20 protein-coding genes are annotated in these 26,297 nt (G+C 70.2%); 5 read left to right on the top strand and 15 right to left on the bottom strand.

Features of this window, described 5'->3' with window-relative positions; all coding sequences use genetic code 11:
- The first annotated feature begins 17 nt into the window (after positions 1–17).
- From ACZ6ZN_RS13415 to ACZ6ZN_RS13400, 4 genes are all read left to right on the top strand, one after another.
- A complete protein-coding gene (locus ACZ6ZN_RS13415; protein ID WP_469645877.1) occupies positions 18–3,008 on the top strand; it encodes a fumarate reductase/succinate dehydrogenase flavoprotein subunit in 2,991 nt (996 codons plus the stop codon).
- Between the two features lie 1,154 nt (positions 3,009–4,162).
- Positions 4,163–4,408, top strand: a complete 246-nt coding sequence (locus ACZ6ZN_RS13410) for a hypothetical protein (RefSeq protein WP_469645875.1) — start codon at positions 4,163–4,165, stop codon at positions 4,406–4,408.
- Positions 4,409–4,951: 543 nt separating this feature from the next.
- Positions 4,952–5,170 carry a hypothetical protein gene (locus ACZ6ZN_RS13405; RefSeq protein ID WP_469645873.1) on the top strand — a complete coding sequence of 73 codons (219 nt, stop codon included), beginning with the start codon at positions 4,952–4,954 and terminating at the stop codon, positions 5,168–5,170.
- 406 nt (positions 5,171–5,576) lie between these two features.
- Entirely contained in the window at positions 5,577–5,837 is a 261-nt protein-coding gene (locus ACZ6ZN_RS13400; RefSeq protein WP_469645871.1) for a hypothetical protein, read from the top strand.
- A 133-nt stretch (positions 5,838–5,970) separates the two neighbouring features.
- On the opposite strand, the gene recQ is transcribed toward ACZ6ZN_RS13400, so the two are convergent.
- The 15 genes from recQ to ACZ6ZN_RS13325 form a co-directional block, all read right to left on the bottom strand.
- A complete protein-coding gene (gene recQ / locus ACZ6ZN_RS13395) occupies positions 5,971–8,061 on the bottom strand; it encodes a DNA helicase RecQ (RefSeq protein WP_469646886.1) in 2,091 nt (696 codons plus the stop codon).
- 328 nt (positions 8,062–8,389) lie between these two features.
- Entirely contained in the window at positions 8,390–10,039 is a 1,650-nt protein-coding gene (gene nuoN / locus ACZ6ZN_RS13390) for an NADH-quinone oxidoreductase subunit NuoN (protein WP_398112089.1), read from the bottom strand.
- Positions 10,036–11,607, bottom strand: a complete 1,572-nt coding sequence (locus ACZ6ZN_RS13385; RefSeq protein WP_469645868.1) for an NADH-quinone oxidoreductase subunit M — start codon at positions 11,605–11,607, stop codon at positions 10,036–10,038. Before ACZ6ZN_RS13385 ends, nuoN begins: the two co-directional genes overlap by 4 nt.
- A gap of 5 nt (positions 11,608–11,612) precedes the next feature.
- The gene (nuoL, locus tag ACZ6ZN_RS13380; protein ID WP_469645865.1) at positions 11,613–13,577 is read right to left on the bottom strand and encodes an NADH-quinone oxidoreductase subunit L; all 1,965 of its coding nucleotides are present in this window, start codon (positions 13,575–13,577) and stop codon (positions 11,613–11,615) included.
- 15 nt (positions 13,578–13,592) lie between these two features.
- Positions 13,593–13,892, bottom strand: a complete 300-nt coding sequence (gene nuoK, locus ACZ6ZN_RS13375) for an NADH-quinone oxidoreductase subunit NuoK (RefSeq protein WP_003992252.1) — start codon at positions 13,890–13,892, stop codon at positions 13,593–13,595.
- Positions 13,889–14,731, bottom strand: a complete 843-nt coding sequence (locus tag ACZ6ZN_RS13370; RefSeq protein WP_469645862.1) for an NADH-quinone oxidoreductase subunit J — start codon at positions 14,729–14,731, stop codon at positions 13,889–13,891. Before ACZ6ZN_RS13370 ends, nuoK begins: the two co-directional genes overlap by 4 nt.
- A complete protein-coding gene (nuoI, locus tag ACZ6ZN_RS13365; RefSeq protein ID WP_398112093.1) occupies positions 14,728–15,393 on the bottom strand; it encodes an NADH-quinone oxidoreductase subunit NuoI in 666 nt (221 codons plus the stop codon). The genes ACZ6ZN_RS13370 and nuoI overlap by 4 nt, the downstream gene beginning before the upstream one ends.
- The gene (nuoH, locus tag ACZ6ZN_RS13360; protein WP_469645858.1) at positions 15,386–16,762 is read right to left on the bottom strand and encodes an NADH-quinone oxidoreductase subunit NuoH; all 1,377 of its coding nucleotides are present in this window, start codon (positions 16,760–16,762) and stop codon (positions 15,386–15,388) included. The genes nuoI and nuoH overlap by 8 nt, the downstream gene beginning before the upstream one ends.
- The gene (locus ACZ6ZN_RS13355) at positions 16,759–19,263 is read right to left on the bottom strand and encodes an NADH-quinone oxidoreductase subunit G (RefSeq protein ID WP_469645856.1); all 2,505 of its coding nucleotides are present in this window, start codon (positions 19,261–19,263) and stop codon (positions 16,759–16,761) included. Before ACZ6ZN_RS13355 ends, nuoH begins: the two co-directional genes overlap by 4 nt.
- Positions 19,260–20,606: an NADH-quinone oxidoreductase subunit NuoF gene (gene nuoF, locus ACZ6ZN_RS13350; RefSeq protein ID WP_469645854.1), complete on the bottom strand. Its 1,347-nt coding sequence runs from the start codon at positions 20,604–20,606 to the stop codon at positions 19,260–19,262. The genes ACZ6ZN_RS13355 and nuoF overlap by 4 nt, the downstream gene beginning before the upstream one ends.
- On the bottom strand, positions 20,606–21,466 hold the full coding sequence (gene nuoE, locus ACZ6ZN_RS13345; RefSeq protein ID WP_451877310.1) for an NADH-quinone oxidoreductase subunit NuoE: 861 nt from the start codon (positions 21,464–21,466) through the stop codon (positions 20,606–20,608). The genes nuoF and nuoE overlap by 1 nt, the downstream gene beginning before the upstream one ends.
- On the bottom strand, positions 21,463–22,785 hold the full coding sequence (locus ACZ6ZN_RS13340) for an NADH-quinone oxidoreductase subunit D (RefSeq protein ID WP_398112098.1): 1,323 nt from the start codon (positions 22,783–22,785) through the stop codon (positions 21,463–21,465). Before ACZ6ZN_RS13340 ends, nuoE begins: the two co-directional genes overlap by 4 nt.
- Positions 22,782–23,528: an NADH-quinone oxidoreductase subunit C gene (locus ACZ6ZN_RS13335; RefSeq protein WP_398112099.1), complete on the bottom strand. Its 747-nt coding sequence runs from the start codon at positions 23,526–23,528 to the stop codon at positions 22,782–22,784. The genes ACZ6ZN_RS13340 and ACZ6ZN_RS13335 overlap by 4 nt, the downstream gene beginning before the upstream one ends.
- Positions 23,525–24,079 carry a NuoB/complex I 20 kDa subunit family protein gene (locus ACZ6ZN_RS13330; RefSeq protein ID WP_007383964.1) on the bottom strand — a complete coding sequence of 185 codons (555 nt, stop codon included), beginning with the start codon at positions 24,077–24,079 and terminating at the stop codon, positions 23,525–23,527. Before ACZ6ZN_RS13330 ends, ACZ6ZN_RS13335 begins: the two co-directional genes overlap by 4 nt.
- Before the next feature lie 13 nt (positions 24,080–24,092).
- Positions 24,093–24,452 (bottom strand): NADH-quinone oxidoreductase subunit A, encoded by a 360-nt coding sequence (locus tag ACZ6ZN_RS13325; protein WP_398112100.1) that lies wholly within the window; start codon positions 24,450–24,452, stop codon positions 24,093–24,095.
- A 725-nt stretch (positions 24,453–25,177) separates the two neighbouring features.
- Here ACZ6ZN_RS13325 and ACZ6ZN_RS13320 point away from each other — a divergent pair.
- Positions 25,178–26,020, top strand: coding sequence for a C40 family peptidase (locus ACZ6ZN_RS13320; RefSeq protein WP_398112101.1), 843 nt, complete (start codon positions 25,178–25,180; stop codon positions 26,018–26,020).
- Positions 26,021–26,297 lie beyond the last annotated feature (277 nt).

Here is a 26,297-nt window from a genome sequence, read left to right as displayed (position 1 = left end):
ACGTGAAAGGCACCCCGGTGACCACCTCCGTGAACCCCCCTGCGGACACCCCCCTGGCCGTCCCGTCCCTCGCCGACGCCGAGGAGCTGAGCTGCGACGTCCTCGTCATCGGCGGCGGCACCGCCGGCACCATGGCGGCCCTGACCGCCGCCGAGCACGGCGCGGACGTGCTGCTGCTGGAGAAGGCCCACGTCCGCCACTCCGGCGCGCTCGCCATGGGCATGGACGGCGTCAACAACGCCGTCATCCCCGGCCGCGCCGAACCCGACGACTACGTCGCCGAGATCACCCGCGCCAACGACGGCATCGTCGACCAGTCCACCGTCCGCCAGACCGCCACCCGCGGCTTCGCCATGGTGCAGCGGCTGGAGTCCTACGGCGTGAAGTTCGAGAAGGACGAGCACGGCGACTACGCCGTCCGGCAGGTGCACCGCTCCGGCTCGTACGTGCTGCCGATGCCGGAGGGCAAGGACGTCAAGAAGGTGCTCTACCGGCAGCTGCGGCGGCGCGAGATGCGCGAGCGGATCCGCATCGAGAACCGGGTGATGCCGGTGCGGGTCCTCACGGCGGAGGGGCGGGCCGTCGGGGCGGCCGGCTTCAACACCCGTACGGGGCGGTTCGTCCAGGTCCGCGCGGGTGCGGTGATCCTCGCGACCGGCGCCTGCGGCCGCCTCGGCCTGCCCGCCTCCGGCTACCTCTACGGCACCTACGAGAACCCCACCAACGCGGGCGACGGCTACGCCATGGCCTACCACGCGGGCGCCGAGCTCACCGGCATCGAGTGCTTCCAGATCAATCCGCTGATCAAGGACTACAACGGCCCGGCCTGCGCCTACGTCGCCAACCCCTTCGGCGGCTACCAGGTCAACCGGCACGGTGAGCGCTTCGTCGACTCCGACTACTGGTCGGGCCAGATGATGGCCGAGTTCGCCGCCGAGGTGGCCTCCGACCGGGGGCCCGTCTACCTGAAGCTGAGCCACCTGCCCGAGGAGTCGGTCTCCGCCCTGGAGACCATCCTCCACTCCACCGAACGCCCCACCCGCGGCACCTTCCACTCCGGCCGCGGTCACGACTACCGCACCCACGACGTCGAGATGCACATCTCCGAGATCGGCCTGTGCGGCGGCCACTCCGCCTCCGGCGTCCGCGTCGACGACCACGCCCGCACGACCGTGCCCCGCCTCTACGCGGCCGGCGACCTGGCCTGCGTCCCGCACAACTACATGATCGGCGCGTTCGTCTTCGGCGACCTGGCCGGCGCGGACGCGTCCCGGTACTCGGCGTACGAAGGGCCGTTGCCTGCCGACCAGTTGCGCGAGGCGCACGAGCTGGTCTACCGGCCGCTGCGCAACCCCGACGGCCCGCCGCAGCCCCAGGTCGAGTACAAGCTGCGCCGCTTCGTGAACGACTACGTGGCCCCGCCCAAGTCCGGCGCCCGGCTGTCGCTGGCCCTGGAGGCGTTCGAGCGGATGCGCGCCGACATCGCGGAGATGGGCGCCCGCACCCCGCACGAGCTGATGCGCTGCGCCGAGGTCACCTTCATCCGCGACTGCGCGGAGATGGCCGCCCGCTCCTCCCTGGCCCGCACGGAGTCCCGCTGGGGTCTCTACCACGACCGTCTCGACCACCCCGGCCGCGACGACACGTCCTGGTTCCACCACCTCGATCTGCGCAAGTCCCCTGCCGGCGTCATGGAGTTCACGGCCCGTCCCGTGGCCCCCTATCTCGTCCCGGTCGACGGCTTCGACCCGGTCGGCGGCGCTCCCCGGCACATCGGCGAGGTCCACGCCGAGGACGTGGCGACGGCCGGTTCACGCGAGGTGGCGCCCGTGGCCGCCGGCGCGGAAGCGGCCGCACCGGGCCTGCCCGCCGCGGGGCCGCAGGCACCGCCCTCCCCCGGCCCGGCCGGTGAACGGTCCGCCGCCCGGCTCCTCGAACTCGTCGCCCTCGCCGACGAGCAGCCCGAACTCGACGCCCTGCGGCCCTATCTCGCCGACCCGGTACCCGCCGTGCGCCGGGAGGCCGTCGCCGTCCTCACCGAGACGCTGCCCCCGGGGACCGGCCCCGCCCTCGCCTCGGCCCTGCGCGACCCGGCCGCCGAGGTCCGGGCCGCCGCGGCCGCCTCCCTGCGGGAACTCGTCGAGACGCTCCCGCCGGAGCCGGGCCTGCGGGACGGTCTCGTCGCCGCCCTGGACGAGCCGGACCCGGTGGTGCGCGCCGCCGCCCTGGACGTCCTGCGGGCCCTGCGTCTCGGGGACGCGGCCCTGTTCGCCGCCTCCTTGACCGACGCCGACATCGCCGTGCGGACCGAGGCCGTACGGGCGCTCGTCTCGGTGGACGCGGTCGAGGAACTGGCCGCCGCGGCCGGTGCCGACCCGTCCCGCGAGGTGCGGGTCGCCGTCGCCAAGGGCCTGGCCGCGGTGGGCGCCGAACGCCTGGCGAACACCGGCCCCGCCGACCACACGGAAGGCACCCCGGCCGACACCCCCTCGCGTGCCGACACCCCCTCGGGGACCAGCGCCCCCTCGCGGGCGGGCGTCGGAGCGGGGGCCGGCGTCGGAGCGGAGGCCGATGGTGGCCCATGGGTCGGTGTCGGACCGGAAGCCGGGCATGGAGCGCCGGTCGGTGCCGGGGCGGAGACCGGGCCCGTGACCGCGGCCCTCACCGAGCTGCTCGGCGACCCCGACGCCCTGGTGCGCGCCGCCGCCTACGCCGCCCTCGGCACCACCGGCTGCCCCGGCCCACTGTCCACCCGGGCGGTGGCCGCGCTGTCCGAACCGGCCTGGCAGGTGCGGGCCGGAGCGGCGACCGCCCTCTCGGTCGCCGAGGCCGATGTGGCCGTCCCGGCCCTCGCCAAGGCCCTGGCGGACCCCAACGCCGACGTCCGCAAGGCAGCCGTCCTCGCGCTGACCCGGCACGGCACGACCGAGGAGGCCTGGGCGGCACTGGCCACGGCGACGGCGGACTCCGACGCGGACGTCAGGGCGTACGCGTCACGGGCGCTGTGACCACCACGGCGTCCCATCTGGCGCAGGGCGTCAGGGTCAAACTCAGACGCTGCGTTCATCGCGAATTCCGTCAGAGATGTGGACTGGGATTGCCGAACACGGCGGGAAACTCGGGGCCGCACCGCTGAAGCGGGGCCCTGACCGAAGGCTGTGCCGCCCGGCCACTCCCAAGAGAACACGGGCCGTGGCACCGCGTCTATTTGCGTCTAGAGCAAGACCGGCAACCTTGTCGGCGACCCTCTGCGGCTGGCACGAGAAGTATTGCGAGCGATTACGAGAGGTAAGGCCGGCGAGCTGCTGAGTCCAACGTGACGCCTAGCCAGGTGACGGAATTTCAGGTATACTTGAACTTGCGAGCGCTCATTGAGCTGTCGCTGCGGCCGGTTCAATCCCGGCTACCACGCTTGCGGTTGGTTTGGCTTTTTGGCACACCTACGAGTTTTCCAGGGTCATTCGCAGTTGCCGCAAGAGCAGCGTCATCATCAACATAATTTCAAATCGCATGGCGGAGGTTGGCATGAAGGTTATTGAGTTTGTTATGTCAGCCGTGAGCGTCGTGGTTGGGTGGTCCCACGTGGCCGCAGCTGAGTGAACGGTCTCTCACCGGAGGGGCACCCCGTGATGGGGTGCCCCTCCGGCATGTATGCGGTCCGGCCAGCGGACCGGGCGCATGTCGTCCCGGCCTCTCGTGGGGTCTCCGGCGGCCTCTCGTACCCGCCCGGGGCGTCCGGGCCGTACCCGCCAGCGCGGGGGTGCGGGAGATACCGTCCAGTCCAACTAGTCTAGGAACGCACTGACTTGCCTCGGCGTCAGCGCGCTTGCGCTAACATCGGAGCCGGAGGGTGAAGTTGCCCCTTCAGGCCAGTCATCGGGTTCAGGTTGAGCCGTAGGCCACTGGAGTCTCATTGGGAGCTTTCGAGTCCTGACCGCCAACATGGGCTGACGCACAAAGCAGGCAAACGAGACTCACTGAGGACGAGCGCGCCGCAGAGGAACGGCGAGATACGTACACGCAAGGACCCCGGGCTGATCATCAGCCCACCCGAGAACATTCGCGTGCAGTGCGTCCGCGCTCGTGTCTCGGTCCGAACCGAAGGGTTCGGATCGAGGCTGCCTACGCCCGATCCGGCCCATGACAGGGAAGGTAAGGATCGGTGGACGGCAACGCCATCACCATCATCATTCTCGCCGTCGCTGGCGTGGCCTCTGTGCTGCTCTTCGCGATCAAGGGCATCTCTGACCAGCTCCCCGACCTCTTCGAGTCGTTCCGTCGTGCTCGCGAGGCGTGGAAGCGCCTCACGGAGGAGCCGGACAAGGCGGCCAAGCCCGACGACACCGAGAAGCCGCCGCCCCCGGTGACCGTCCCGGCAGACGACGAGGAGCCGCCCGCCGCCACCTAGCTCCCCCCGTCCACCCCGCCTTCAGAACCGAGGCGGGGTGGACGTGTTTCACCAGCTCAGCACGCAATTCCCCTGTATTCACGCTCAGTTCCGTGCTAGTGCGCTATTCTCGTGACGTGCCCACGGTGGAGCTGCGAACTCCTGTGGACACAGGACGGGTTGCCTGCGGTCAGCTTCGTGCTGCCGTGTGCAATCAGTCGGCAGAACCTCATGTCTTGTCACCTCTGTGATCCGCATGTGTACGCGGGGCGTTCCAGGGGACGTGTGATCTGTCTGGCTGCTGCGCTTGTACGGGAAAGTCACGTACACCCCAGAGGCCATCCGACGTCGAATCGCACTCGACTTAGGCTTGTTTTCTGCTTGCGCCACGAACAGTTTACTAACAGCCAGGTTCACGCCTGGTTTTTGAGATCCCCGGCGAGACGTCGGATGCAGGGCTTCTCAGTTCGACCACATTCATTGTGGCCGAGCTGACGAATGCCCTGCGCATGAGCCGCTGCTCGGTCGCCCAACCGAAAGGTACCGAGGCAGTTGGACGGGGCTATGACGCTCGCCATCCTCGCCGTCGCAGGGGTGGCCTCGATCTTCCTGTTCGCGCTGAAGGGCGTGTTGGATCAGGTTCCGGACGTAATCGATTCGGCCAGCCGCGCGCGTGACGCTTGGCACCGCTTCAAGCACAAGGCCGACGAGCAACCCACCTCCGCAACGGTGGTGGAGATGCCGCCGAGGGCGGAGGAAGAGCAGCCGCCCGCCGCCGCGTAGGCCCGTCCCGGGCTCCCGTGGGGTCTCCTACGTCACGAGAGCCCGCCCCGGGGCGCGCCGGGGTGCCGGCCAACGCGCGAGAGCCCACGGGAGGTACCCTCCCGAGCCCTGTGCCGTTTGATGAAACCGGCGCCGTTAGCAAAAGTTGTCGACGCACAGGGGGCAGTTCCCCCACCACGTGGCTTTTGCGAGCCCGGGTCCAGCGTCCTGGGTGAGTGGTCCGCAGTGCGATCCCGAATCGCGCTATGCACCAAGCCGAAAAGGGAGGGTGGCCACGGGACGGCCTTGGCCCGGCCAACCCCAATGAGCCCCAGACGGCGGTGGGCCTCAGCAAGACCAAACGTTAGACGTGGTGGTCGGGCTGAGGTCTGTCCCCGGTCCGGTCACCGGGAAGGTACTCGGACCGTTGAACCTCTCTCTCGGCGTCAAGATGCTGATCATCGTCATCTGCGCCTTGATCTCCGTCATCGTGGCCATGGTGGCTGGATTCCTCAGCCACTCCTCCGGCTCCTCTGTCGGTCAGGCCATCCTGTACGGCGGCGGCGCGTTCGCAGGTTGTCTCCTGCTGTGCCTGGCGGTGCTTTCGGCCCTGGGCGTTCTCTGCGCACGAAGCCCCGAAGGGTCTCCCCCTCCGGGGCTTCGGCGTTTCAGTACTTCGAGTCGCTGACGAACGTACCGAGGCCCAGCTCTGTGCGCACCTCGCCGGTCCCCCGCAGGTGCGCCAGAGCACCCCGCCCCCGGCCGCCGAGCCTCGGCCACCCGGCCGGGCACCGGCCCGGGCCCTCAGCCGGCTGTTCCGGTCACTCCCAGTCCTCGGGCTCCGGCTCCTCGTCCATCTCCGGCCAGAGGTCCGCCTCATCCGCTCCCCGGCCGGAGGCGGCTGCCGGACCACCGGCGGCACCAGACGCGCGGGCCGGCGCCGGACCGGTCGCGTCAGCCCGCGGCGCGGACGGAGCGGACGACGGGGCCGAGGGCGTCTCGCCACCGGGGGCCGTGCCACCGGCCGGTGCGTCCAGCGAGGCGAGCACCTCCAGCACACCCTCCCCGTACGTCACCCGCTTCTTCTCACCGACTCCGCTGATCCCGCCCAGCTCCGCCACCGACCCGGGCCACGCCAGGACGATCTCCCGGAGCGTCGCGTCGTGGAAGATGACGTACGCCGGGACGCCCTGATCGCGTGCCTGCTCGGCGCGCCAGGCCCGCAGCGCCTCGAAGGCCGGCTGGAGCTCCACGGGCAGCTCGACCGCGGCGGCCTTGCTCTTGCGCTCCCCCCGTCCGGAACCCGCGGAGGAGCCGGACCGGCCGGTCACCGGCCGCTCCGGTTCCTTGCGCAGCGGCACCTCCCGCTCCCGCCGCAGCACCGCCCCGCTGGCCTCGGTGAGCACCAGCGTGCCGTAGTCGCCCTCCACCGCGAGCAGGCCCTGGGCCAGCAGCTGGCGGATGACGCCCCGCCACTCCGGCTCGCTCAGGTCCTCGCCGATGCCGAACACGGACAACTGGTCGTGGTCGAACTGGATGACCTTGGCGGTGCGCTTGCCGAGCAGGATGTCGACGATCTGCACCGCGCCGAACTTCTGCCCGCGCTCCCGCTGCAACCGCACCACCGTCGAGAGCACCTTCTGGGCCGCGACCGTGCCGTCCCAGGTCTCCGGCGGGGTCAGGCACGTGTCGCAGTTGCCGCAGCCGGACGGATCCGGGTCCTGGCCGAAGTAGGCGAGGAGCTGGCCCCTGCGGCACCGGGCCGTCTCGCACAGCGCCAGCATCGAGTCCAGGTGGGCCTGCGCCCGCCGCCGGAACGCCTCGTCGCCCTCACCGGACTGGATGAGCTTGCGCTGCTGGATGACGTCGTTCAGCCCGTAGGCCATCCAGGCCGTCGAGGGCAGGCCGTCCCGGCCGGCCCGGCCCGTCTCCTGGTAGTACCCCTCGACCGACTTGGGCAGGTCGAGGTGGGCGACGAAGCGGACGTCCGGCTTGTCGATGCCCATGCCGAAGGCGATGGTCGCCACCACGACCAGGCCGTCCTCGCGCAGGAAGCGGGACTGGTGGGCGGCGCGGGTCCCCGCGTCCAGGCCCGCGTGGTAGGGCACCGCCTCGATGCCGTTGCGGCTGAGGAACTCCGCGGTCTTGTCGACGGAGTTGCGCGACAGGCAGTAGACGATGCCCGCGTCGCCCGGGTGCTCCTCGCGCAGGAAGCTCAGCAGCTGCTTCTTCGGGTCGGCCTTGGGCACGATGCGGTACTGGATGTTGGGCCGGTCGAAGCTCGCCACGAAGTGCCGCGCCGACGGCATGTCCAGCCGCTCGGTGATCTCCTGGTGCGTGGCCCGGGTGGCCGTCGCCGTCAGGGCGATCCGCGGCACGTCCGGCCAGCGCTCGCCGAGCAGGGACAGCGCCAGGTAGTCGGGCCGGAAGTCGTGCCCCCACTGGGCGACGCAGTGCGCCTCGTCGATCGCGAAGACCGAGATCTTGCCCCGGGAGAGCAGGTCGAGCGTGCTCTCCAGCCGCAGTCGCTCCGGCGCCAGGTACAGCAGGTCCAGCTCCCCGGCCAGGAACTCGGCCTCGACCATCCGCCGCTCGTCGAAGTCCTGCGTGGAGTTCATGAACCCGGCGCGCACACCCGCGGCACGCAGCGCGTCCACCTGGTCCTGCATGAGCGCGATCAGCGGGGAGACGACCACCCCGGTGCCCGGTCTGACCAGGGCGGGGATCTGGTAGCACAGGGACTTCCCGGCGCCGGTCGGCATGAGCACCACGGCGTCCCCGCCGGACACCACGTGCTCGACGACCGCCTCCTGCTCGCCCCGGAAGGCCTCGTACCCGAAGACCCGGTGCAGCGTGGCCAGGGCCTCGTTCTCGGTCACTGCCATCTCGGCGATACCGCCCGTCCCGCCCATCGTCGTGTCCCCCGTACGTCGTCCCTCGACCACTGCGTCCACGATAGGCGCACCCACCGACAGCACCCGAGTTGTCCACAGGCGGCGCCCGTGTCCCTCCGTGACCGATCGGCGACCGGCCGCTTCGCCACCGCTTCTGTCCGACCTCGCCCGAGCCGCACCGGCTTTCTCCCTCCCCCCGGCCGACCGCCGGCCACATCGCGCAGAACAGCGGCCGCATCGCGCAGAACAGCGGCCGCATCGCGCAGAACGGCGACCGCATCGCACAGGACGGCGGCCCGGCTCCCCCCGAGAGGAGCCGGGCCGCCGTCCCGCCGTGGGCCAGGCGTCAGCGGACGAAGACGCCCGCCTGTCCCGCCAGGTCCAGGAAGTACTGCGGTGCCACGCCGAGCACCAGCGTAACCGCCACACCCACGCCGATCGCCGCCATGGTCAGCGGTGACGGCACCGCCACCGTCGGGCCCTCGGGCCGCGGCTCGCTGAAGAACATCAGCACGATCACACGGATGTAGAAGAACGCCGCGATCGCCGACGAGATCACACCGATGACGACCAGCGGAGCGGCCCCGCCCTCGGCGGCCGCCTTGAACACGGCGAACTTCCCCGCGAAGCCGGAGGTCAGCGGGATGCCCGCGAAGGCCAGCAGGAACACCGCGAACACGGCCGCCACCAGCGGCGAACGCCGGCCCAGCCCCGCCCACTTGGACAGGTGCGTCGCCTCGCCGCCCGCGTCGCGCACCAGCGTGACCACCGCGAAGGCGCCGATCGTCACGAACGAGTACGCGGCCAGGTAGAAGAGGACGGACGAGACTCCGTCGGGTGTGGTCGCGATGACACCGGCGAGGATGAACCCGGCGTGCGCGATCGACGAGTACGCCAGCAGCCGCTTGATGTCGGTCTGCGTGATCGCGACGATCGCACCGCCCAGCATGGTGACGATGGCCACGGCCCACATCACCGGCCGCCAGTCCCAGCGCAGCCCCGGCAGGACGACGTACAGCACGCGCAGCAGCGCGCCGAAGGCCGCCACCTTGGTCGCCGCCGCCATGAAGCCGGTCACCGGGGTCGGGGCGCCCTGGTACACGTCCGGGGTCCACATGTGGAACGGCACCGCGCCCACCTTGAACAGCAGGCCCATCACCAGCAGCGCGGCGCCGATCAGGAGCAGTGCGTCGTTGCCCATGGTGCCGGCGAGCGCCGGGTCGACGTCCTGCACGGTGCCGTCGACGACCTGCGCGATCGTCGCGTACGACATCGAGCCCGCGTAGCCGTACAGCAGCGCGATGCCGAACAGGGTGAACGCGGAGGCGAACGCGCCGAGCAGGAAGTACTTGACCGCCGCCTCCTGGGACATGAGCCGCTTGCGGCGGGCCAGGGCGCACAGCAGGTACAGCGGGAGGGAGAAGACCTCCAGGGCGACGAACAGCGTCAGCAGGTCGTTGGCCGCCGGGAAGATCAGCATGCCGGCCACCGCGAACATCAGCAGCGGGAACACCTCGGTGGTGGTGAACCCGGCCTTGACCGCGGCCTTCTCGCTCTCGCTGCCCGGCACGGAGGCGGCCTGCGCGGCGAAGGAGTCCACGCGCTTGCCGTGCGCCGCGGGATCCAGGCGCCGCTCGGCGAAGGTGAACAGGCCGACCAGGGCCGTCAGCAGGATCGTGCCCTGAAGGAACAGGGCCGGTCCGTCGACGGCGATCGCGCCCATCGCGGCGATGCGCGCCTTGGTCGTGCCGTACCCGTCGGCCGCGAGGGCGACCACCGCGGCGAACGCGGCCGCGAGGGCCACGGCCGACACGAACATCTGCACGTAGTAGCGGGATGTGCGCGGTACGAACGCCTCGACCAGGATCCCGACGATCGCCGCTCCCACGACGATCAGGGTGGGTGCCAGTTGTCCGTACTCGAACGTCGGCGCGTCGATCTTGGTGATCGGGTCGGCCGCGGTTGTCCACAGGCTGTGGACGACTGATGCGCTCACTTGGCCGCCTCCACCTCGGGCTGGGGGTCCTTCTTCTGTACGTCGGACATGGTCTGCTCGACCGCCGGGTTGACGATGTCCGTGACGGGCTTCGGGTAGACGCCCAGGAAGATCAGCAGTACGACCAGCGGGGCGACGACCACGAGTTCACGGACCCTGAGGTCCGGCATCGCGGACACCTCCGGCTTCACCGGCCCCGTCATCGTCCGCTGGTAGAGGACGAGGGTGTAGAGCGCGGCGAGGACGATGCCGGAGGTGGCGATGATGCCGATCACCGGGTAGCGCGTGAAGGTCCCGACCAGGACCAGGAACTCGCTCACGAACGGCGCCAGTCCCGGCAGGGACAGCGTGGCGAGGCTGCCGATCAGGAACGTGCCGGCGAGCACCGGGGCGACCTTCTGCACCCCGCCGTAGTCGGCGATGAGCCGCGAGCCGCGCCGGGAGATCAGGAAGCCCGCGACCAGCATCAGCGCGGCCGTCGAGATGCCGTGGTTGATCATGTAGAGCGTCGCCCCGGACTGGCCCTGGCTCGTCATCGCGAAGATGCCCATGATGATGAAGCCGAAGTGGGAGATCGACGCGTAGGCGATCAGCCGCTTGATGTCGCGCTGGCCGACCGCGAGCAGCGCCCCGTAGACGATGCTGATCAGTGCCAGGACGAGGATCGCGGGCGTGGCCCACTTGCTGGCCTCCGGGAAGAGCTGGAGGCAGAAGCGGAGCATCGCGAAGGTGCCGACCTTGTCGACGACCGCCGTGATGAGGACCGCGACCGGGGCGGTCGACTCCTGCATCGCGTTGGGCAGCCAGGTGTGCAGCGGCCACAGCGGCGCCTTCACCGCGAACGCGAAGAAGAAGCCGAGGAACAGCCAGCGTTCGGTGCCGGTCGCCATGTCCAGCGAGCCGTTGGCGCGGGCCTCGGCGATCTCCTGGAGCGAGAAGTTCCCGGCGACCACGTACAGGCCGATCACCGCGGCCAGCATGATCAGACCGCCGGCCAGGTTGTAGAGGAGGAACTTCACCGCCGCGTACGAGCGTTGCGTGGCCGCCGTCTTCTCGCCGTGCTCGTGGGCACGGTCGCCGAAGCCGCCGATGAGGAAGTACATCGGGATCAGCATGGCTTCGAAGAAGATGTAGAAGAGGAAGACGTCGGTGGCCTCGAAGGAGAGGATCACCATCGCCTCGACGGCCAGGATCAGGGCGAAGAAGCCCTGCGTCGGCCGCCACCGGCTGCTGCCGGTCTCCAGGGGGTCGGCGTCGTGCCAGCCCGCCAGGATGATGAAGGGCATCAGCAGTGCGGTGAGCGCGACGAGCGCCACGCCGATGCCGTCGACGCCCAGTTCGTAGCGGACGCCGAAGTCGGCGATCCAGGCGTGGGACTCGGTGAGCTGGTAGCGGTCGCCGTCCGGGTCGAAGCGGACCAGGACGGTGATCGCCAGGGCGAGGGTGGCGAGCGAGAAGAGCAGCGCCAGCCACTTGGCGGCGGTGCGCTTCGCGGCCGGTACGGCGGCCGTGGCGATCGCCCCGACGGCCGGGAGCGCCGCTGTCGCTGTCAGCAGAGGAAAGGACATCGGTATCAGACCGCCCTCATCAGCAGGGTCGCGGCGACGATGACCGCGGCGCCGCCGAACATCGAGACCGCGTAGGAGCGGGCGAAGCCGTTCTGCAGCCTGCGCATCCGCCCGGAGAGGCCGCCGACCGAGGCCGCCGTGCCGTTGACCACGCCGTCGACCAGGGTGTGGTCGACGTAGACCAGGGATCGCGTGAGGTGCTCGCCGCCGCGGACCAGGACGACGTGGTTGAAGTCGTCCTGGTACAGGTCGCGCCGGGCGGCCCGGGTGAGCAGCGAGCCGCGCGGGGCGACGGCCGGGACCGGGCGGCGGCCGTACTGCGCCCAGGCGAGGGCCACGCCGATGACCATGCACGCCACCGTCGCGCCGGTGACCACGCCCGCGCTGATCGGCGGATGGCCGTGGCTGTGCCCGGTGACGGGCTCCAGCCAGTGCAGGAAGCGGTCGCCGATGCTGAAGAACGCGCCGCCGGCCACCGATCCGATCGCCAGCACGATCATCGGGATGGTCATGATCTTGGGCGACTCGTGCGGGTGCGGCGGGGTGTACTCGCCGCGCGTCTCGGCGGCGGGCTCCACGTCGGGCTTGGCCGGCGACGGCGTCGGGGCGTCGCGCCAGCGCTCCTCGCCGAAGAACGTCATCAGCATCACGCGCGTCATGTAGAACGCGGTGATGGCCGCGCCGAGCAGGGCGCAGGCGCCGAGGATCCAGCCCTCGGTCCCGCCCTTGGCGAACGCCGCCTCGATGATCTTGTCCTTGGAGAAGAAGCCGGACAGCCCCGGGAAGCCGATGATCGCGAGGTAGCCGAGCCCGAAGGTGATGAAGGTGACCGGCATGTATTTGCGCAGTCCGCCGTAGCGGCGCATGTCGACCTCGTCGTTCATGCCGTGCATGACCGAACCGGCGCCGAGGAACAGGCCGGCCTTGAAGAAGCCGTGCGTCACCAGGTGCATGATCGCGAAGACGTAGCCGATGGGGCCGAGGCCGGCGGCGAGGATCATGTACCCGATCTGCGACATGGTCGAGCCGGCCAGGGCCTTCTTGATGTCGTCCTTCGCACAACCGACGATCGCACCGAACAGCAGCGTGACCGCGCCGACGATGGTGACGACCAGTTGCGCGTCCGGGGCGCCGTTGAAGACGGCCGCGGAGCGGACGATCAGGTAGACGCCCGCGGTGACCATCGTCGCGGCGTGAATGAGGGCCGAGACCGGGGTCGGGCCCTCCATCGCGTCCCCGAGCCAGGACTGCAGCGGCACCTGGGCGGACTTGCCGCAGGCGGCGAGCAGCAGCATCAGGGCGATGGCGGTGAGCTTGTCCTCACCGGCCGCGCCGGCCAGCCCCGCCTCCTCGTGGCCGCCGAGCACCGGCCCGAAGGCGAAGGTGCCGAACCACAGGAACATCAGCATGATCGCGATGGACAGGCCCATGTCGCCGACGCGGTTGACCAGGAAGGCCTTCTTGGCGGCCGTCGCGGCGCTGGGCTTGTGCTGCCAGAAGCCGATCAGCAGGTAGGAGGCGAGACCGACGCCCTCCCAGCCCACGTACAGCAGCAGGTAGTTGTCGGCGAGGACGAGGATCAGCATCGCCGCGAGGAACAGGTTCAGATAGCCGAAGAAGCGGCGGCGCCGCTCGTCGTGCTCCATGTACCCGATGGAGTACAGGTGGATCAGCGATCCGACGCCCGTGATCAGCAGCACGAACGTCATGGACAGCTGGTCGAGCTGGAAGGCGACGTCCGCCTGGAAGCCCTCGACCGGGATCCAGCTGAACAGGTGCTGGCTCATGACGCGCTGGTCGGCGTCCTGGGCGAGCATGTCGCTGAACAGCACCAGGCCGAGCACGAAGGAGACGGCCGCGAGCAGGGTGCCGAGCCAGTGGCCGACGGCGTCGAGCCGGCGTCCGCCGCACAGCAGGACCGCCGCTCCGAGCAGGGGCGCCGCCACCAGCAGCGCGATGAGGTTCTCCACTTTTCTCCCGACCCCTTACAGCTTCATCAGGCTGGCGTCGTCGACCGAGGCCGAGTGGCGGGCACGGAACAGGGACACGATGATCGCCAGCCCGACCACGACCTCCGCGGCGGCGACGACCATCGTGAAGAAGGCGATGATCTGGCCGTCGAGGTTGCCGTGCATGCGGGAGAAGGCGACGAACGCGAGGTTGCAGGCGTTGAGCATCAGCTCGATGCACATGAACACCACGATCGCGTTGCGCCTGATCAGCACGCCGGTGGCGCCGATGGTGAACAACAGGGCGGCGAGGTAGAGGTAGTTGACGGGGTTCACTTCGACGCCTCCTCGGACCGCTGGAACTTCGCCGGCCCGACCGCCCTGCGCTCCAGGCGCTCCTCGGCCCGCTGCTCCAGGGCCTTGAGGTCGTTGAGCGCCTCCTGCGACACGTCGCGGATCTGGCCGCGCTCGCGCAGGGTCTTGCTGACGGTGAGGTCGGACGGGGTGCCGTCGGGCAGCAGGCCCGCGATGTCGACCGCGTTGTGCCGGGCGTAGACACCTGGGGCCGGCAGCGGCGGCAGGTACGTGCCCGTGCGGACGCGCTCCTCGGCCATCTCCCGCTGCGTCTTGGCGCGCTCGGTGCGCTCGCGGTGGGTGAGCACCATGGCGCCGACGGCGGCCGTGATCAGCAGGGCGCCGGTGATCTCGAACGCGAAGACGTACCGGGTGAAGAGGAGGGCGGCCAGGCCCTCGACGTTGCCCCCGGCGTTGGCCTGGCCGATGCCGTTGAACTCCTTGAGGGAGGCGTTGCCGATCCCGGCGATCAGCAGGACGCCGAAGCCGAGTCCGCACAGCAGGGCGAGCCAGCGCTGGCCCTTGATGGTCTCCTTCAGGGAGTCCGCCGCGGTGACGCCGACCAGCATCACGACGAACAGGAACAGCATCATGATCGCGCCGGTGTAGACGACGATCTGCACGACGCCCAGGAAGTAGGCGCCGTTGGCGAGGTAGAACACCGCCAGGATGATCATGGTCCCGGCGAGGCAGAGCGCGCTGTGCACGGCCCTCTTCATGAGGATGGTGCACAGGGCGCCGATCACCGCGACCGTGCCGAGGATCCAGAACTGGACGGCTTCCCCGGTGGAGGTGGAGTAGGCGGCGAGCTGGGCGCTCATCGGCCGATCACTCCCTCCGAGGCGGGTTCCGTCCCGCCGAAGGTCGAGTCGGCCTCCTGGACGACCTCGCCCTTGGAGTGCGCGACCTGCCGCTCGGTGCCGGGCGCGGCCTCCGTCACCAGGCCCCGGTAGTAGTCCTGCTCGTCCGTGCCGGGGTAGAGGGCGTGGGGCGAGTCGACCATGCCCTCCTCCAGACCGGCGAGCAGCTGCTCCTTGGTGTAGATGAGGTTGGCCCGGCTGGAGTCGGCCAGCTCGAACTCGTTGGTCATCGTCAGCGCGCGGGTGGGGCACGCCTCGATGCACAAGCCGCACAGGATGCAGCGGGCGTAGTTGATCTGGTAGACGCGGCCGTAGCGCTCGCCCGGCGAGTAGCGCTCCTCGTCGGTGTTGTCGGCGCCCTCCACGTAGATGGCGTCGGCGGGGCAGGCCCAGGCGCACAGCTCGCAGCCCACGCATTTCTCCAGGCCGTCCGGATGGCGGTTGAGCTGGTGCCGTCCGTGGAAGCGCGGAGCCGTGGTCTTCTGCTGCTCCGGGTACTGCTCGGTCAGCCGCTTCTTGAACATGGCCTTGAAGGTCACGCCGAAACCGGCCACGGGGTTCATGAAGCCGGGCTTGGTGTCCTTCGGTTCCTCGGCCTGCGAACGCTCGAGTTCCTCAGCCATCGGACGCCTCCTTTCCATCCGTGGATCCGCCCAGAGATTCGTCACTCTGAGTATCGGGCCCGCCACTGACAATCAGCTCCCGCTCCCGGCGCGGGCGCCGGCGCGGAACGGGCGGGAGTTCCTGTCCCGGCAGGGGCGGCACGGGGTAGCCGCCCGCCATCGGGTCGAAGGCGGCCGGGGCCTCGGCGGGCTGCTCGGCCTTCCGGCCCTTCTCGCGGAACATGTCGGCGACGAAGGAGAGCAGCAGCAGGGCGAGCACGCCACCGCCGACGTAGAGGGCGATGTCGGCGAACTCGTAGCCCTCGTTGCGCAGGGCCCGGACGGTCGCGACGAGCATCAGCCACACCAGCGAGACCGGGATGAGGACCTTCCAGCCGAGCTTCATCAGCTGGTCGTAGCGCACGCGCGGGAGGGTGCCGCGGATCCAGATGAACATGAACAGCAGCAGCTGGACCTTGACGGTGAACCACAGCAGCGGCCACCAGCCGTGGTTGGCGCCCTCCCAGAAGGTGCTGATGGGCCAGGGGGCCCGCCAGCCGCCGAGGAACAGCGTGGTGGCGACGGCCGAGACGGTCACCATGTTGACGTACTCGGCGAGCATGAACATCGCGAACTTGATCGACGAGTACTCGGTGTTGAAGCCGCCGACCAGGTCGCCCTCGGACTCCGGCATGTCGAAGGGGGCGCGGTTGGTCTCGCCGACCATGGTGACGATGTAGAGGATGAACGAGACCGGCAGCAGCAGGATGTACCAGCGGTCGGTCTGCCCCTCGACGATCGTCGACGTCGACATCGACCTGGAGTAGAGGAACACCGAGGCGAAGGCGGCGCCCATCGCGATCTCGTAGGAGATCATCTGCGCGCAGGAACGCAGTCCGCCCAGCAGCGGATACGTCGAGCCGGAGCTCCAGCCGGCCAGGACGATGCCGTAGATCCCGACGGAGGCGACCGCGAGGATGTACAGCATCGCGATCGGCAGGTCGGTGAGCTGCATGGTGGTGCGCTGGCCGAAGATCGAGATCTCGTTGCCGGCCGGGCCGAAGGGGATCACCGCGATCGCCATGAAGGCCGGGATGGCCGCGATGACCGGCGCGAGGACGTACACCGCCTTGTCCGCGCGCTTGACGATCACGTCCTCCTTCAGCATCAGCTTGATGCCGTCGGCGAGCGACTGGAGCATGCCCCAGGGGCCGTGCCGGTTGGGGCCGATGCGCAGCTGCATCCAGGCGACGACCTTGCGCTCCATCACGATGGAGATCAGCACGGTCACCATCAGGAAGGCGAAGCAGAACACCGCCTTGACGACGACCAGCCACCAGGGGTCGGTGCCGAACATCGAGAGGTCTTCAGCGGCGAGGGACGGGCTCATGCCTCCACCTCCTTGAGGGCCTCGCCGGCGAGGGTCGCCGGGCCGATTCGGACGAGGGAGCCGGGCCGCGCCCCCGTGTCGGAGGCGACGCCGCCACCGGCGGAGTTCAGCGGCAGCCACACCACCCGGTCGGGCATGTCGGTGATCTGCAACGGGAGTTCGACGACACCCCGCGGTCCGCTCACCGCGAGGAGGTCACCGTCCTTGACGCCCGCCTCGGCGGCCGTCGGGGCCGACACCCGCGCGCGTGCGGCGTGCCGGGTCCCGGCGAGGGCCTCGTCCCCCTGCTGCAGCACGCCCTGGTCGAGCAGCAGCCGGTGCCCGGCGAGCACGGCCTCCCCGGCGGCCGGGCGGGGCAGGGCCGCCGCGGTCTCCACCGGTTCGCCGGCCCGCGGGCCGGTCCAGGCGCCGAGCCGGTCGATCTCCGCGCGCACGGTGCGCAGATCGGGCAGCCCCAGGTGGACGTCCATGGCGTCGGCGAGCATCTGGAGCACGCGCGCGTCGGTGGGCGCGAGGGTGCGGGTCATCTGGTCGGGCTTGAGCGCGGCCTCGAAGAAGCGGATCCGGCCTTCCCAGTTGAGGAAGGTGCCGGCCTTCTCGGCGACCGCGGCGACCGGCAGGACCACGTCGGCCTTGCGGGAGATCTCGCTGGGCCGCAGCTCCAGCGAGACGAGGAAGCCGACCTCGTCGAGCGCGGCACGCGCGCGTGCCGGGTCGGGCAGGTCGGCGATCTCGACGCCCGCCACCAGCAGCGCCTGGAGTGCGCCGGTGGCGGCGGCCTCCACGATCTGGCCGGTGTCGCGGCCGAAGCGGTGCGGGAGCCCGGCGACGCCCCAGACGGCGGCGACCTCGTCCCGGGCGCGCGGGTCCGTCGCCGGGCGTCCGCCCGGCAGCAGCGACGGCAGCGCGCCCGCCTCGATCGCACCGCGCTCGCCGGCCCGGCGCGGGATCCACACCAGGCGGGCGCCGGTCGCGGCGGCGGTGCGCACGGCGGCGGTCAGTCCGCCGGCCACGGCGGCCAGCCGCTCGCCGACCGCGATGACCGCGCCCTCGGCGCGCAGCGCCTCGGCGGCGGTGGCGCCGTCGCCCTCCAGGCCGGCACCGCTGGCGAGCGCGTCCAGCCACTCGGTCTCGGTGCCGGGAGCCGCCGGGAGCAGCGTGCCGCCGGCCTTCTCCAGACCGCGGGTGGCGTGGGTGGCGAGCGAGAAGGTCCGCTGCCCGTGCTTGCGCCAGGCCTTGCGCAGCCGCAGGAAGACGCCGGGCGCCTCCTCCTCCGCCTCGAACCCGACCAGCAGGACCGCCGGGGCCTTCTCCAGCGCGGTGTACGTGACACCCGTGCCGTCGAGGTCCCGGCCGCGGCCGGCGATCTGCGCGGCGAGGAAGTCGGCCTCCTCGCCGCTGTGCACGCGCGCGCGGAAGTCGATGTCGTTGGTGTCCAGCGCCACCCGCGCGAACTTGCTGTAGGCGTAGGCGTCCTCGACGGTCAGGCGGCCGCCGGTCAGGACGCCCGTGCGGCCCCGGGAGGCCAGCAGCCCCTGCGCGGCGATCTGCAGCGCCTCGGGCCAGGAGGCCGGCTCCAGGTCGCCCTCGGCGTTGCGCACCAGGGGCGTGTCCAGCCGGTCGCGCTGCTGCGCGTACCGGAAGGCGAAGCGCCCCTTGTCGCAGATCCACTCCTCGTTGACCTCGGGGTCCTCGGCCGCGAGGCGGCGCATGACCTTGCCGCGCCGGTGGTCGGTGCGGGTGGCGCAGCCACCGGAGCAGTGCTCGCACACCGACGGCGAGGAGACCAGGTCGAAGGGCCGGGAGCGGAATCGGTACGCCGCCGAGGTGAGCGCGCCGACGGGGCAGATCTGGATGGTGTTGCCGGAGAAGTACGACTCGAACGGGTCGCCCTCACCGGTGCCGACCTGCTGGAGCGCGCCCCGCTCGATCAGCTCGATCATCGGGTCGCCCGCGACCTGGTTGGAGAACCGGGTGCAGCGGGCGCACAGCACGCACCGCTCACGGTCGAGCAGCACCTGCGTGGAGATGGGGACGGGCTTCTCGTAGGTCCGCTTGCGGCCGTCGAAGCGGGACTCGGCGTCGCCGTGCGACATGGCCTGGTTCTGCAGCGGGCACTCGCCGCCCTTGTCGCAGACGGGGCAGTCCAGCGGGTGGTTGATGAGCAGGAGCTCCATCACACCCTTCTGGGCCTTCTCCGCGACGGGCGAGGTCAGGTGGGTCTTGACGACCATGCCGTCGGTGCAGGTGATGGTGCAGGAGGCCATCGGCTTGCGCTGGCCCTCCACCTCGACGATGCACTGGCGGCAGGCGCCCGCCGGGTCGAGGAGGGGGTGGTCGCAGAACCGGGGGATCTCGATGCCGAGCTGTTCGGCGGCCCGGATGACCAGGGTGCCCTTGGGCACGCTGATCTCGGCGCCGTCGATCGTCAGCGACACGAGGTCCTCCGGCGGGACCGCCGCTTCTCCCCCGCCGGAGGGAGAGCTGGTGGTCACGGTCATGCGTTCACCTCCGTGCGGTCGGCCCAGGCCGTCGACCTGGCCGGGTCGAAGGGGCATCCTCGGCCCGTGATGTGCTGCTCGTACTCCTCGCGGAAGTACTTGAGCGAGGAGAAGATCGGCGAGGCGGCGCCGTCGCCGAGGGCGCAGAAGGACTTGCCGTTGATGTTGTCGGCGATGTCGTTCAGCTTGTCGAGGTCGGACATCTGTCCCTTGCCGGCCTCGATGTCGCGCAGCAACTGCACGAGCCAGTAGGTCCCTTCGCGGCAGGGCGTGCACTTGCCGCAGGACTCGTGGGCGTAGAACTCGGTCCAGCGGGTGACGGCGCGGACCACGCAGGTCGTCTCGTCGAAGCACTGGAGTGCCTTGGTGCCGAGCATGGAACCGGCGGCCCCCACTCCCTCGTAGTCGAGGGGGACGTCGAGGTGCTCGTCGGTGAACATCGGGGTCGAGGAGCCGCCCGGCGTCCAGAACTTGAGGCGGTGCCCGGGGCGCATGCCGCCGCTCATCTCCAGCAGCTGGCGCAGGGTGATGCCGAGCGGCGCCTCGTACTGGCCGGGGCTCGCGACGTGGCCGGAGAGGGAGTAGAGCGTGAAGCCGGGCGACTTCTCGCTGCCCATCGACCGGAACCAGTCCTTGCCGCGCTGCATGATGGCGGGAACCGACGCGATGGACTCGACGTTGTTCACCACGGTGGGGCAGGCGTACAGGCCCGCGACGGCGGGGAAGGGAGGACGCAGCCGGGGCTGGCCGCGGCGGCCCTCGAGGGAGTCGAGCAGCGCGGTCTCCTCACCGCAGATGTAGGCGCCCGCGCCCGCGTGCACGGTGATGTCGAGGTCGAGTCCGCTGCCCAGGATGTTCTCGCCGAGGAAGCCCGCCTCGTAGGCCTCGCGGACGGCGGAGTGCAACCGCCGCAGGACCGGGACGACCTCCCCGCGCAGATAGATGAAGGCGTGCGACGACCGGATCGCGTAGCACGCGATGATCATGCCCTCGACGAGGCTGTGCGGGTTGGCGAAGAGGAGCGGGATGTCCTTGCAGGTCCCCGGCTCCGACTCGTCGGCGTTGACCACGAGGTAGTGGGGCTTGCCGTCGCCCTGCGGGATGAACTGCCACTTCATGCCGGTGGGGAAGCCGGCGCCGCCGCGACCGCGCAGTCCGGAGTCCTTGACGTAGGCGATCACGTCGTCCGGCGTCATGGCGAGCGCCTTGCGCAGCCCTTCGTAGCCGTCGTGGCGCCGGTAGACGTCCAGCGTCCAGGACGCGTCCTCGTCCCAGAAGGCCGACAGCACCGGTGCCAGCAGCTTCTCGGGGCTCATGTCCTTCAACTCGGGTGCCAAGGTCATCACTCCCCCTCCTCGGCAGTGGGCCCGGCCGGGTGGGCCGGGTCGGAGGCCGATGTGTCCTGCGGCGCGTCGTGCGAGCTCAGGTGCTCCGTCGGTGACGGGTCGTGGGGCGCCTCGGTCCGGGCGGACTCACCGCGCGGGTGCACCACGCGCGCGGGGGACGCCTCGCCCTTGGCGAGCTTCAGGCCGACCAGGGAGGCGGGTCCGGCGCTGCCGCCGGCCTCGACGGCCCCGTCCCGCTCGTCGGGGAAGCCGGCCAGGATCCGGGCGGTCTCCTTGAAGGAGCACAGCGGGGCTCCGCGCGTGGGGGTGACCGGCCGGCCCGCGCGCAGGTCGTCGACGAGGCTCTTGGCGCTGGCGGGGGTCTGGTTGTCGAAGAACTCCCAGTTGACCATCACCACCGGCGCGAAGTCGCAGGCCGCGTTGCACTCGATGTGCTCCAGGGTGACCTTGCCGTCGCCCGTGGTCTCGCCGTTGCCGACCCCGAGGTGCTCCTGGAGCTCCTCGAAGATCGCGTCGCCGCCCATGACCGCGCACAGGGTGTTGGTGCAGACGCCCACCTGGTAGTCGCCGCTCGGCCTGCGCCGGTACATCGTGTAGAAGGTGGCGACGGCGGTGACCTCGGCGGTGGTCAGGCCCAGCACGTCGGCGCAGAACTGCATGCCGGTGCGGGTGACGTGGCCCTCCTCGGCCTGCACGAGGTGCAGCAGCGGCAGGAGGGCGGAGCGGGAGTCCGGGTAGCGGGCGATGACCTCGCGCGCGTCCGTCTCCAGCCGGGCCCGGACGTCGTCCGGGTAGGCGGGTGCGGGCAGTTCGGGCATGCCCAGGCTGACGCCCCGCTCGGAAGACGATGTGGTCACCGGTCGACGCCTCCCATCACGGGGTCGATGGACGCGACGGCGACGATGACGTCGGCGACCTGGCCGCCCTCGCACATCGCCGCCATGGCCTGAAGGTTGGTGAAGGACGGGTCGCGGAAGTGGACCCGGTAGGGGCGGGTGCCGCCGTCGGACACGACGTGCACGCCGAGTTCGCCCTTGGGGGACTCGACCGCCACGTAGGCCTGGCCGGGCGGGACCCGGAAGCCCTCGGTGACCAGCTTGAAGTGGTGGATCAGGGCCTCCATGGAGGTGCCCATGATCTTCTTGATGTGGTCGAGGGAGTTGCCGAGCCCGTCGGGGCCCAGCGCGAGCTGGGCGGGCCAGGCGATCTTCTTGTCGGCGACCATGACCGGTCCGGGCTCCAGCCGGTCCAGGCACTGCTCGATGATCCGCAGCGACTGGCGCATCTCCTCCAGCCGGATCAGGAAGCGGCCGTAGGAGTCGCAGGTGTCGGAGGTCGGGACGTCGAAGTCGTACGTCTCGTAGCCGCAGTAGGGCTGCGCCTTGCGCAGGTCGTGCGGCAGGCCGGTGGAGCGCAGGATCGGGCCCGTCGCGCCGAGGGCCATGCAGCCGGCCAGATCGAGGTAGCCGACGTCCTGCATGCGGGCCTTGAAGATGGGGTTGCCGGTGGCGAGCTTGTCGTACTCCGGGAGGTTCTTGTCCATCTTCTTCACGAACTCGCGGATCTGGTCCACCGCGCCGGGCGGCAGGTCCTGGGCGAGTCCGCCGGGGCGGATGTACGCGTGGTTCATCCGCAGGCCGGTGATCAGCTCGTAGATGTCGAGGATGAGCTCACGATCGCGGAAGCCGTAGATCATGATCGTCGTGGCGCCGAGCTCCATGCCGCCGGTGGCGATGCACACCAGGTGCGAGGAGAGCCGGTTCAGCTCCATCAGCAGCACGCGGATGATCGAGGCGCGGTCGGGGATCTGGTCCTCGATGCCGAGGAGCTTCTCGACGCCGAGGCAGTACGCCGTCTCGTTGAAGAACGGCGTCAGGTAGTCCATGCGCGTCACGAACGTGGTGCCCTGCGTCCACGTCCGGTACTCGAGGTTCTTCTCGATGCCGGTGTGGAGGTAGCCGATGCCGCAGCGGGCCTCGGTGACGGTCTCGCCCTCGATCTCCAGGATCAGGCGGAGCACTCCGTGCGTGGAAGGGTGCTGCGGGCCCATGTTGACGACGATGCGCTCGTCGTCGGCGCGGGCCGCGGACTGGACGACCTCGTCCCAGTCGCCGCCGGTGACCGTGTAGACGGTGCCTTCGGTGGTCTCCCGGGGGGAGGCGTGGGAAGTGCTCATGAGTACGACCTCCGCTGGTCCGGAGCCGGGATCTGGGCGCCCTTGTACTCGACGGGGATGCCGCCGAGGGGGTAGTCCTTGCGCTGCGGATGGCCCTGCCAGTCGTCCGGCATCATGATCCGGGTCAGCGCGGGGTGGCCGTCGAAGACGATGCCGAAGAAGTCGTACGTCTCGCGCTCGTGCCAGTCGTTCGTGGGGTACACGGCGAACAGCGACGGGATGTGCCGGTCGCCGTCGGGGCAGCTGACCTCCAGGCGGATCACCCGGTTGTGGGTGATCGAGCGCAGGTGGTAGACGGCGTGCAGCTCGCGGCCCTTGTCGTTCGGGTAGTGCACGCCGCTGACGCCGGTGCACAGCTCGAAGCGCAGCGCCGGGTCGTCCCGCAGGGTGCGGGCGACGGTCACCAGGTGCTCGCGCTCGATGTGGAAGGTCAGCTCGTCGCGGTCCACCACCGTCTTCTCGATGGCGTTGTCCGGGAGCAGCCCCTGCTCCTCCAGCGCGCCCTCCAGTTCGTCGGCGACCTCGTCGAACCATCCGCCGTAGGGGCGGCTCGCCGGTCCCGGGAGCCGGACCGAGCGGACCAGACCGCCGTAGCCGGTGGTGTCACCACCCCTGTCGGCGCCGAACATCCCCCGCTGGACGCGGATCTCCTCACCGCCCTGGCCGCGCTGGCCCGGCAGGTTCTCGGCGGAGAGCGCCTTGTCGGGGTTCACGCCGTCTGCGTCCTTGTGCGCGTCGCTCACCGCAGCAGCCCCTTCATCTCGATGGTGGGCAGGGCCTTGAGCGCCGCTTCCTCCGCCTCACGGGCCGCCTCCTCGGCGTTCACGCCGAGCTTGGAGGACTGGATCTTCTGGTGGAGCTTGAGGATGGCGTCCATCAGCATCTCCGGCCGGGGCGGGCAGCCGGGGAGGTAGATGTCGACCGGCACGATGTGGTCGACGCCCTGGACGATGGCGTAGTTGTTGAACATGCCGCCCGAGGAGGCGCAGACCCCCATGGAGATCACCCACTTGGGGTTCGGCATCTGGTCGTAGACCTGCCGGAGCACCGGCGCCATCTTCTGGCTGACCCGGCCGGCGACGATCATCAGGTCCGCCTGGCGGGGCGAACCGCGGAAGACCTCCATGCCGAAGCGCGCCAGGTCGTACCGCCCGGCGCCGGTGGTCATCATCTCGATGGCGCAGCACGCGAGTCCGAACGTGGCCGGGAAGACGGACGCCTTGCGCACCCAGCCCGCGGCCTGTTCGACGGTGGTCAGCAGGAAGCCGCTCGGCAGCTTTTCTTCGAGTCCCATGACGTGTGGCCCCTCAGTCCCATTCCAGGCCGCCGCGCCGCCATACGTACGCGTACGCGACGAAGACGGTGAGCACGAAGAGCAGCATCTCCACGAGCCCGAAGATCCCCAGGGCGTCGAAGCTGACGGCCCAGGGGTAGAGGAAGACGATCTCGATATCGAAAATGATGAAGAGCATCGCCGTCAGGTAGTACTTGATCGGGAAGCGCCCGCCGCCGGCCGGCGTGGGGGTCGGCTCGATGCCGCACTCGTAGGCCTCGAGCTTGGCCCGGTTGTACCGCTTGGGCCCGATCAACGAGGCCATGACCACGGAAAAGATCGCAAAGCCTGCCCCGAGGGCTCCCAGTACGAGGATGGGCGCATAAGCGTTCACCGCTCCTCGCTCCTCTCAGTCGGCACTGACTGCTGGCGGTTGGCGTCGGGCTCGCTTGCGCCCCACCCGTCCCCTGAACCCCGCCCGCCCCGGCGAAGATCGGGAACATGTGAAGCAGGTCACAAGCCCAACCGCGTGCATCTTATGCCCGACGCTCTGTGATCTGCGACACGGGGTATTGCACAAGCTTTGTGATCTCCACCACCTGACGATCGATCATGAAGTCGGATGAGCGGTGATCTTCACACGCGAAGCGTCCGAGTGATCACCAGAGGTGACATTTTGGCTCGTCAGCGCAGGCCGGAGGGTGCGTCTCAATATCAAGAGGGTTCGCGTGCATGCAAATTGGCGATGGACTCGATCTCTTGATAGAGGCGCGTTCACACGTGAGAGGGGCCCGCGGAACGGGGTGTGGACGCGTGCTTTCGTTCACGATCTCCGCCGGGTCGTGATCCGGCCGTGATCTCCGCACCCGGACGCGCCCGCCGGGGCGGCCGTTCCGTGATCCCCGTCACATGGATGAGAGATCCATGAATGCGGGGCTTGGCCAATCGAGTCAACCGGTGGTAGGCGCGGGGCAATTCGGGCGTATTGATCAAACACCGTGATCACAGCCGGGTCACGGGGTGCCCGCAATGTCCGTTAGGGCGTCAATGCAGGGTCCCGTTCGGGGTTTTTGGGGGCCTGATTGAACAACTGTGGCGCAGCACACGTTTCTTGAAGATATGAAGGAGCCCCTGGTACCGGTTGTTCCCATGTCCCACACCGCTCACATACGCAGCCACCGGAAGCCCCGCCGCAGCGCGACCTCTTCGATCGCCGTGCGTGCCGGAGTTGCCGGTGGCGTCCTCAGCCTGGCAGCCGCGGGTGCGTCGGCCTCGGCGAGCGCCGCCGAGCCGGTGACGCAGACCATCGAACTGCCCACCCTGACGGCCGACATGTCCGCTCAGGTCGCCCAGTCCGCCGCCGCCACCCAGCAGGCGGCCGCGAACTACGAACTGCGCGCCGAGCGTGACGCCGCCGCCGCCAAGGCCGCGGCCGAGGCGAAGAAGGACCTCGCCGCGGCGAAGAAGGCCGAGGCCAAGAAGAAGGCCGCCGAGGCCGCCCGCAAGGCCGCGGCCGAGCGTGCCGACCGCAGTACCGAGCGCGCCACCCTCTCGGCGTCCGCCTCCACCTCCGCGTCCGCCTCCACCTCGGTCTCGGCGCCCGCCAGCGGCAGCGTCGCCACCGTCATCGCCTTCCTCAAGGCCCAGGTGGGCGACGCCTACGTCATGGGCGCCACGGGCCCCAACGCCTGGGACTGCTCCTCCCTGGTGCAGGCCGCGTACAAGCAGGTTGGTGTGGACCTGCCGCGCGTCTCCCAGGACCAGTCGATGGCCGGCACGGACGTCCCGCTGTCCAGCGTCCAGGTGGGCGACATCCTGTACTGGGGCGGCAAGGGCTCCGCGTACCACGTGGGTGTCTACATCGGGAACGGCCAGTACCTGGACGCGGCCAACCCGTCCAAGGGCGTCGTCATCCAGGACCTGTCGGGCTACCCGGCGTCGGGCGCCGTGCGCGTCCTCTGACCCCGCGCCCCCGCACGCATCACCGGCCGGAGGGCCGCCGCCGCACAGCCGGCGGCGGCCCTCCGACTGTGCGCATGCCTCCACCGCCGCCCTGACGGCCCTCTCGCGGCCCGGGGCGGCCCCGGGGTGCCCGCGGGCGCCCCTCGGGTCCCACGGCGCACCCACGGCCCCCTGAGGCCCTCCGCCGCCCCGCGCACCGCCCGACGGCGGGAGCACCGCCCGTCCCGGCGGGGCGCTTGGCCCGAATTCTCCCCCTACGGCACGTCTGTGACGGCAC

Source organism: Streptomyces sp. NPDC053665 (assembly GCF_055585285.1).
The sequence above is the reverse complement of the archived record's forward strand: the minus strand, read 5'-3'. Positions and strand labels throughout refer to the sequence as shown.

Excerpts from the sequence above, each read along its gene's own strand:
- ACZ6ZN_RS13405 (WP_469645873.1), top strand. The coding sequence starts at position 4,952 with ATGACGCTCGCCATCCTCGCCGTCGCAGGGGTGGCCTCGATCTTCCTG.
- recQ (WP_469646886.1), bottom strand. The coding sequence starts at position 8,061 with ATGGGCGGGACGGGCGGTATCGCCGAGATGGCAGTGACCGAGAACGAG.
- ACZ6ZN_RS13385 (WP_469645868.1), bottom strand. The coding sequence starts at position 11,607 with ATGTCCTTTCCTCTGCTGACAGCGACAGCGGCGCTCCCGGCCGTCGGG.
- ACZ6ZN_RS13370 (WP_469645862.1), bottom strand. The coding sequence starts at position 14,731 with ATGAGCGCCCAGCTCGCCGCCTACTCCACCTCCACCGGGGAAGCCGTC.
- nuoI (WP_398112093.1), bottom strand. The coding sequence starts at position 15,393 with ATGGCTGAGGAACTCGAGCGTTCGCAGGCCGAGGAACCGAAGGACACC.
- nuoH (WP_469645858.1), bottom strand. The coding sequence starts at position 16,762 with ATGAGCCCGTCCCTCGCCGCTGAAGACCTCTCGATGTTCGGCACCGAC.
- ACZ6ZN_RS13355 (WP_469645856.1), bottom strand. The coding sequence starts at position 19,263 with ATGACCGTGACCACCAGCTCTCCCTCCGGCGGGGGAGAAGCGGCGGTC.
- nuoF (WP_469645854.1), bottom strand. The coding sequence starts at position 20,606 with ATGACCTTGGCACCCGAGTTGAAGGACATGAGCCCCGAGAAGCTGCTG.
- ACZ6ZN_RS13340 (WP_398112098.1), bottom strand. The coding sequence starts at position 22,785 with ATGAGCACTTCCCACGCCTCCCCCCGGGAGACCACCGAAGGCACCGTC.
- ACZ6ZN_RS13330 (WP_007383964.1), bottom strand. The coding sequence starts at position 24,079 with ATGGGACTCGAAGAAAAGCTGCCGAGCGGCTTCCTGCTGACCACCGTC.
- ACZ6ZN_RS13320 (WP_398112101.1), top strand. The coding sequence starts at position 25,178 with ATGAAGGAGCCCCTGGTACCGGTTGTTCCCATGTCCCACACCGCTCAC.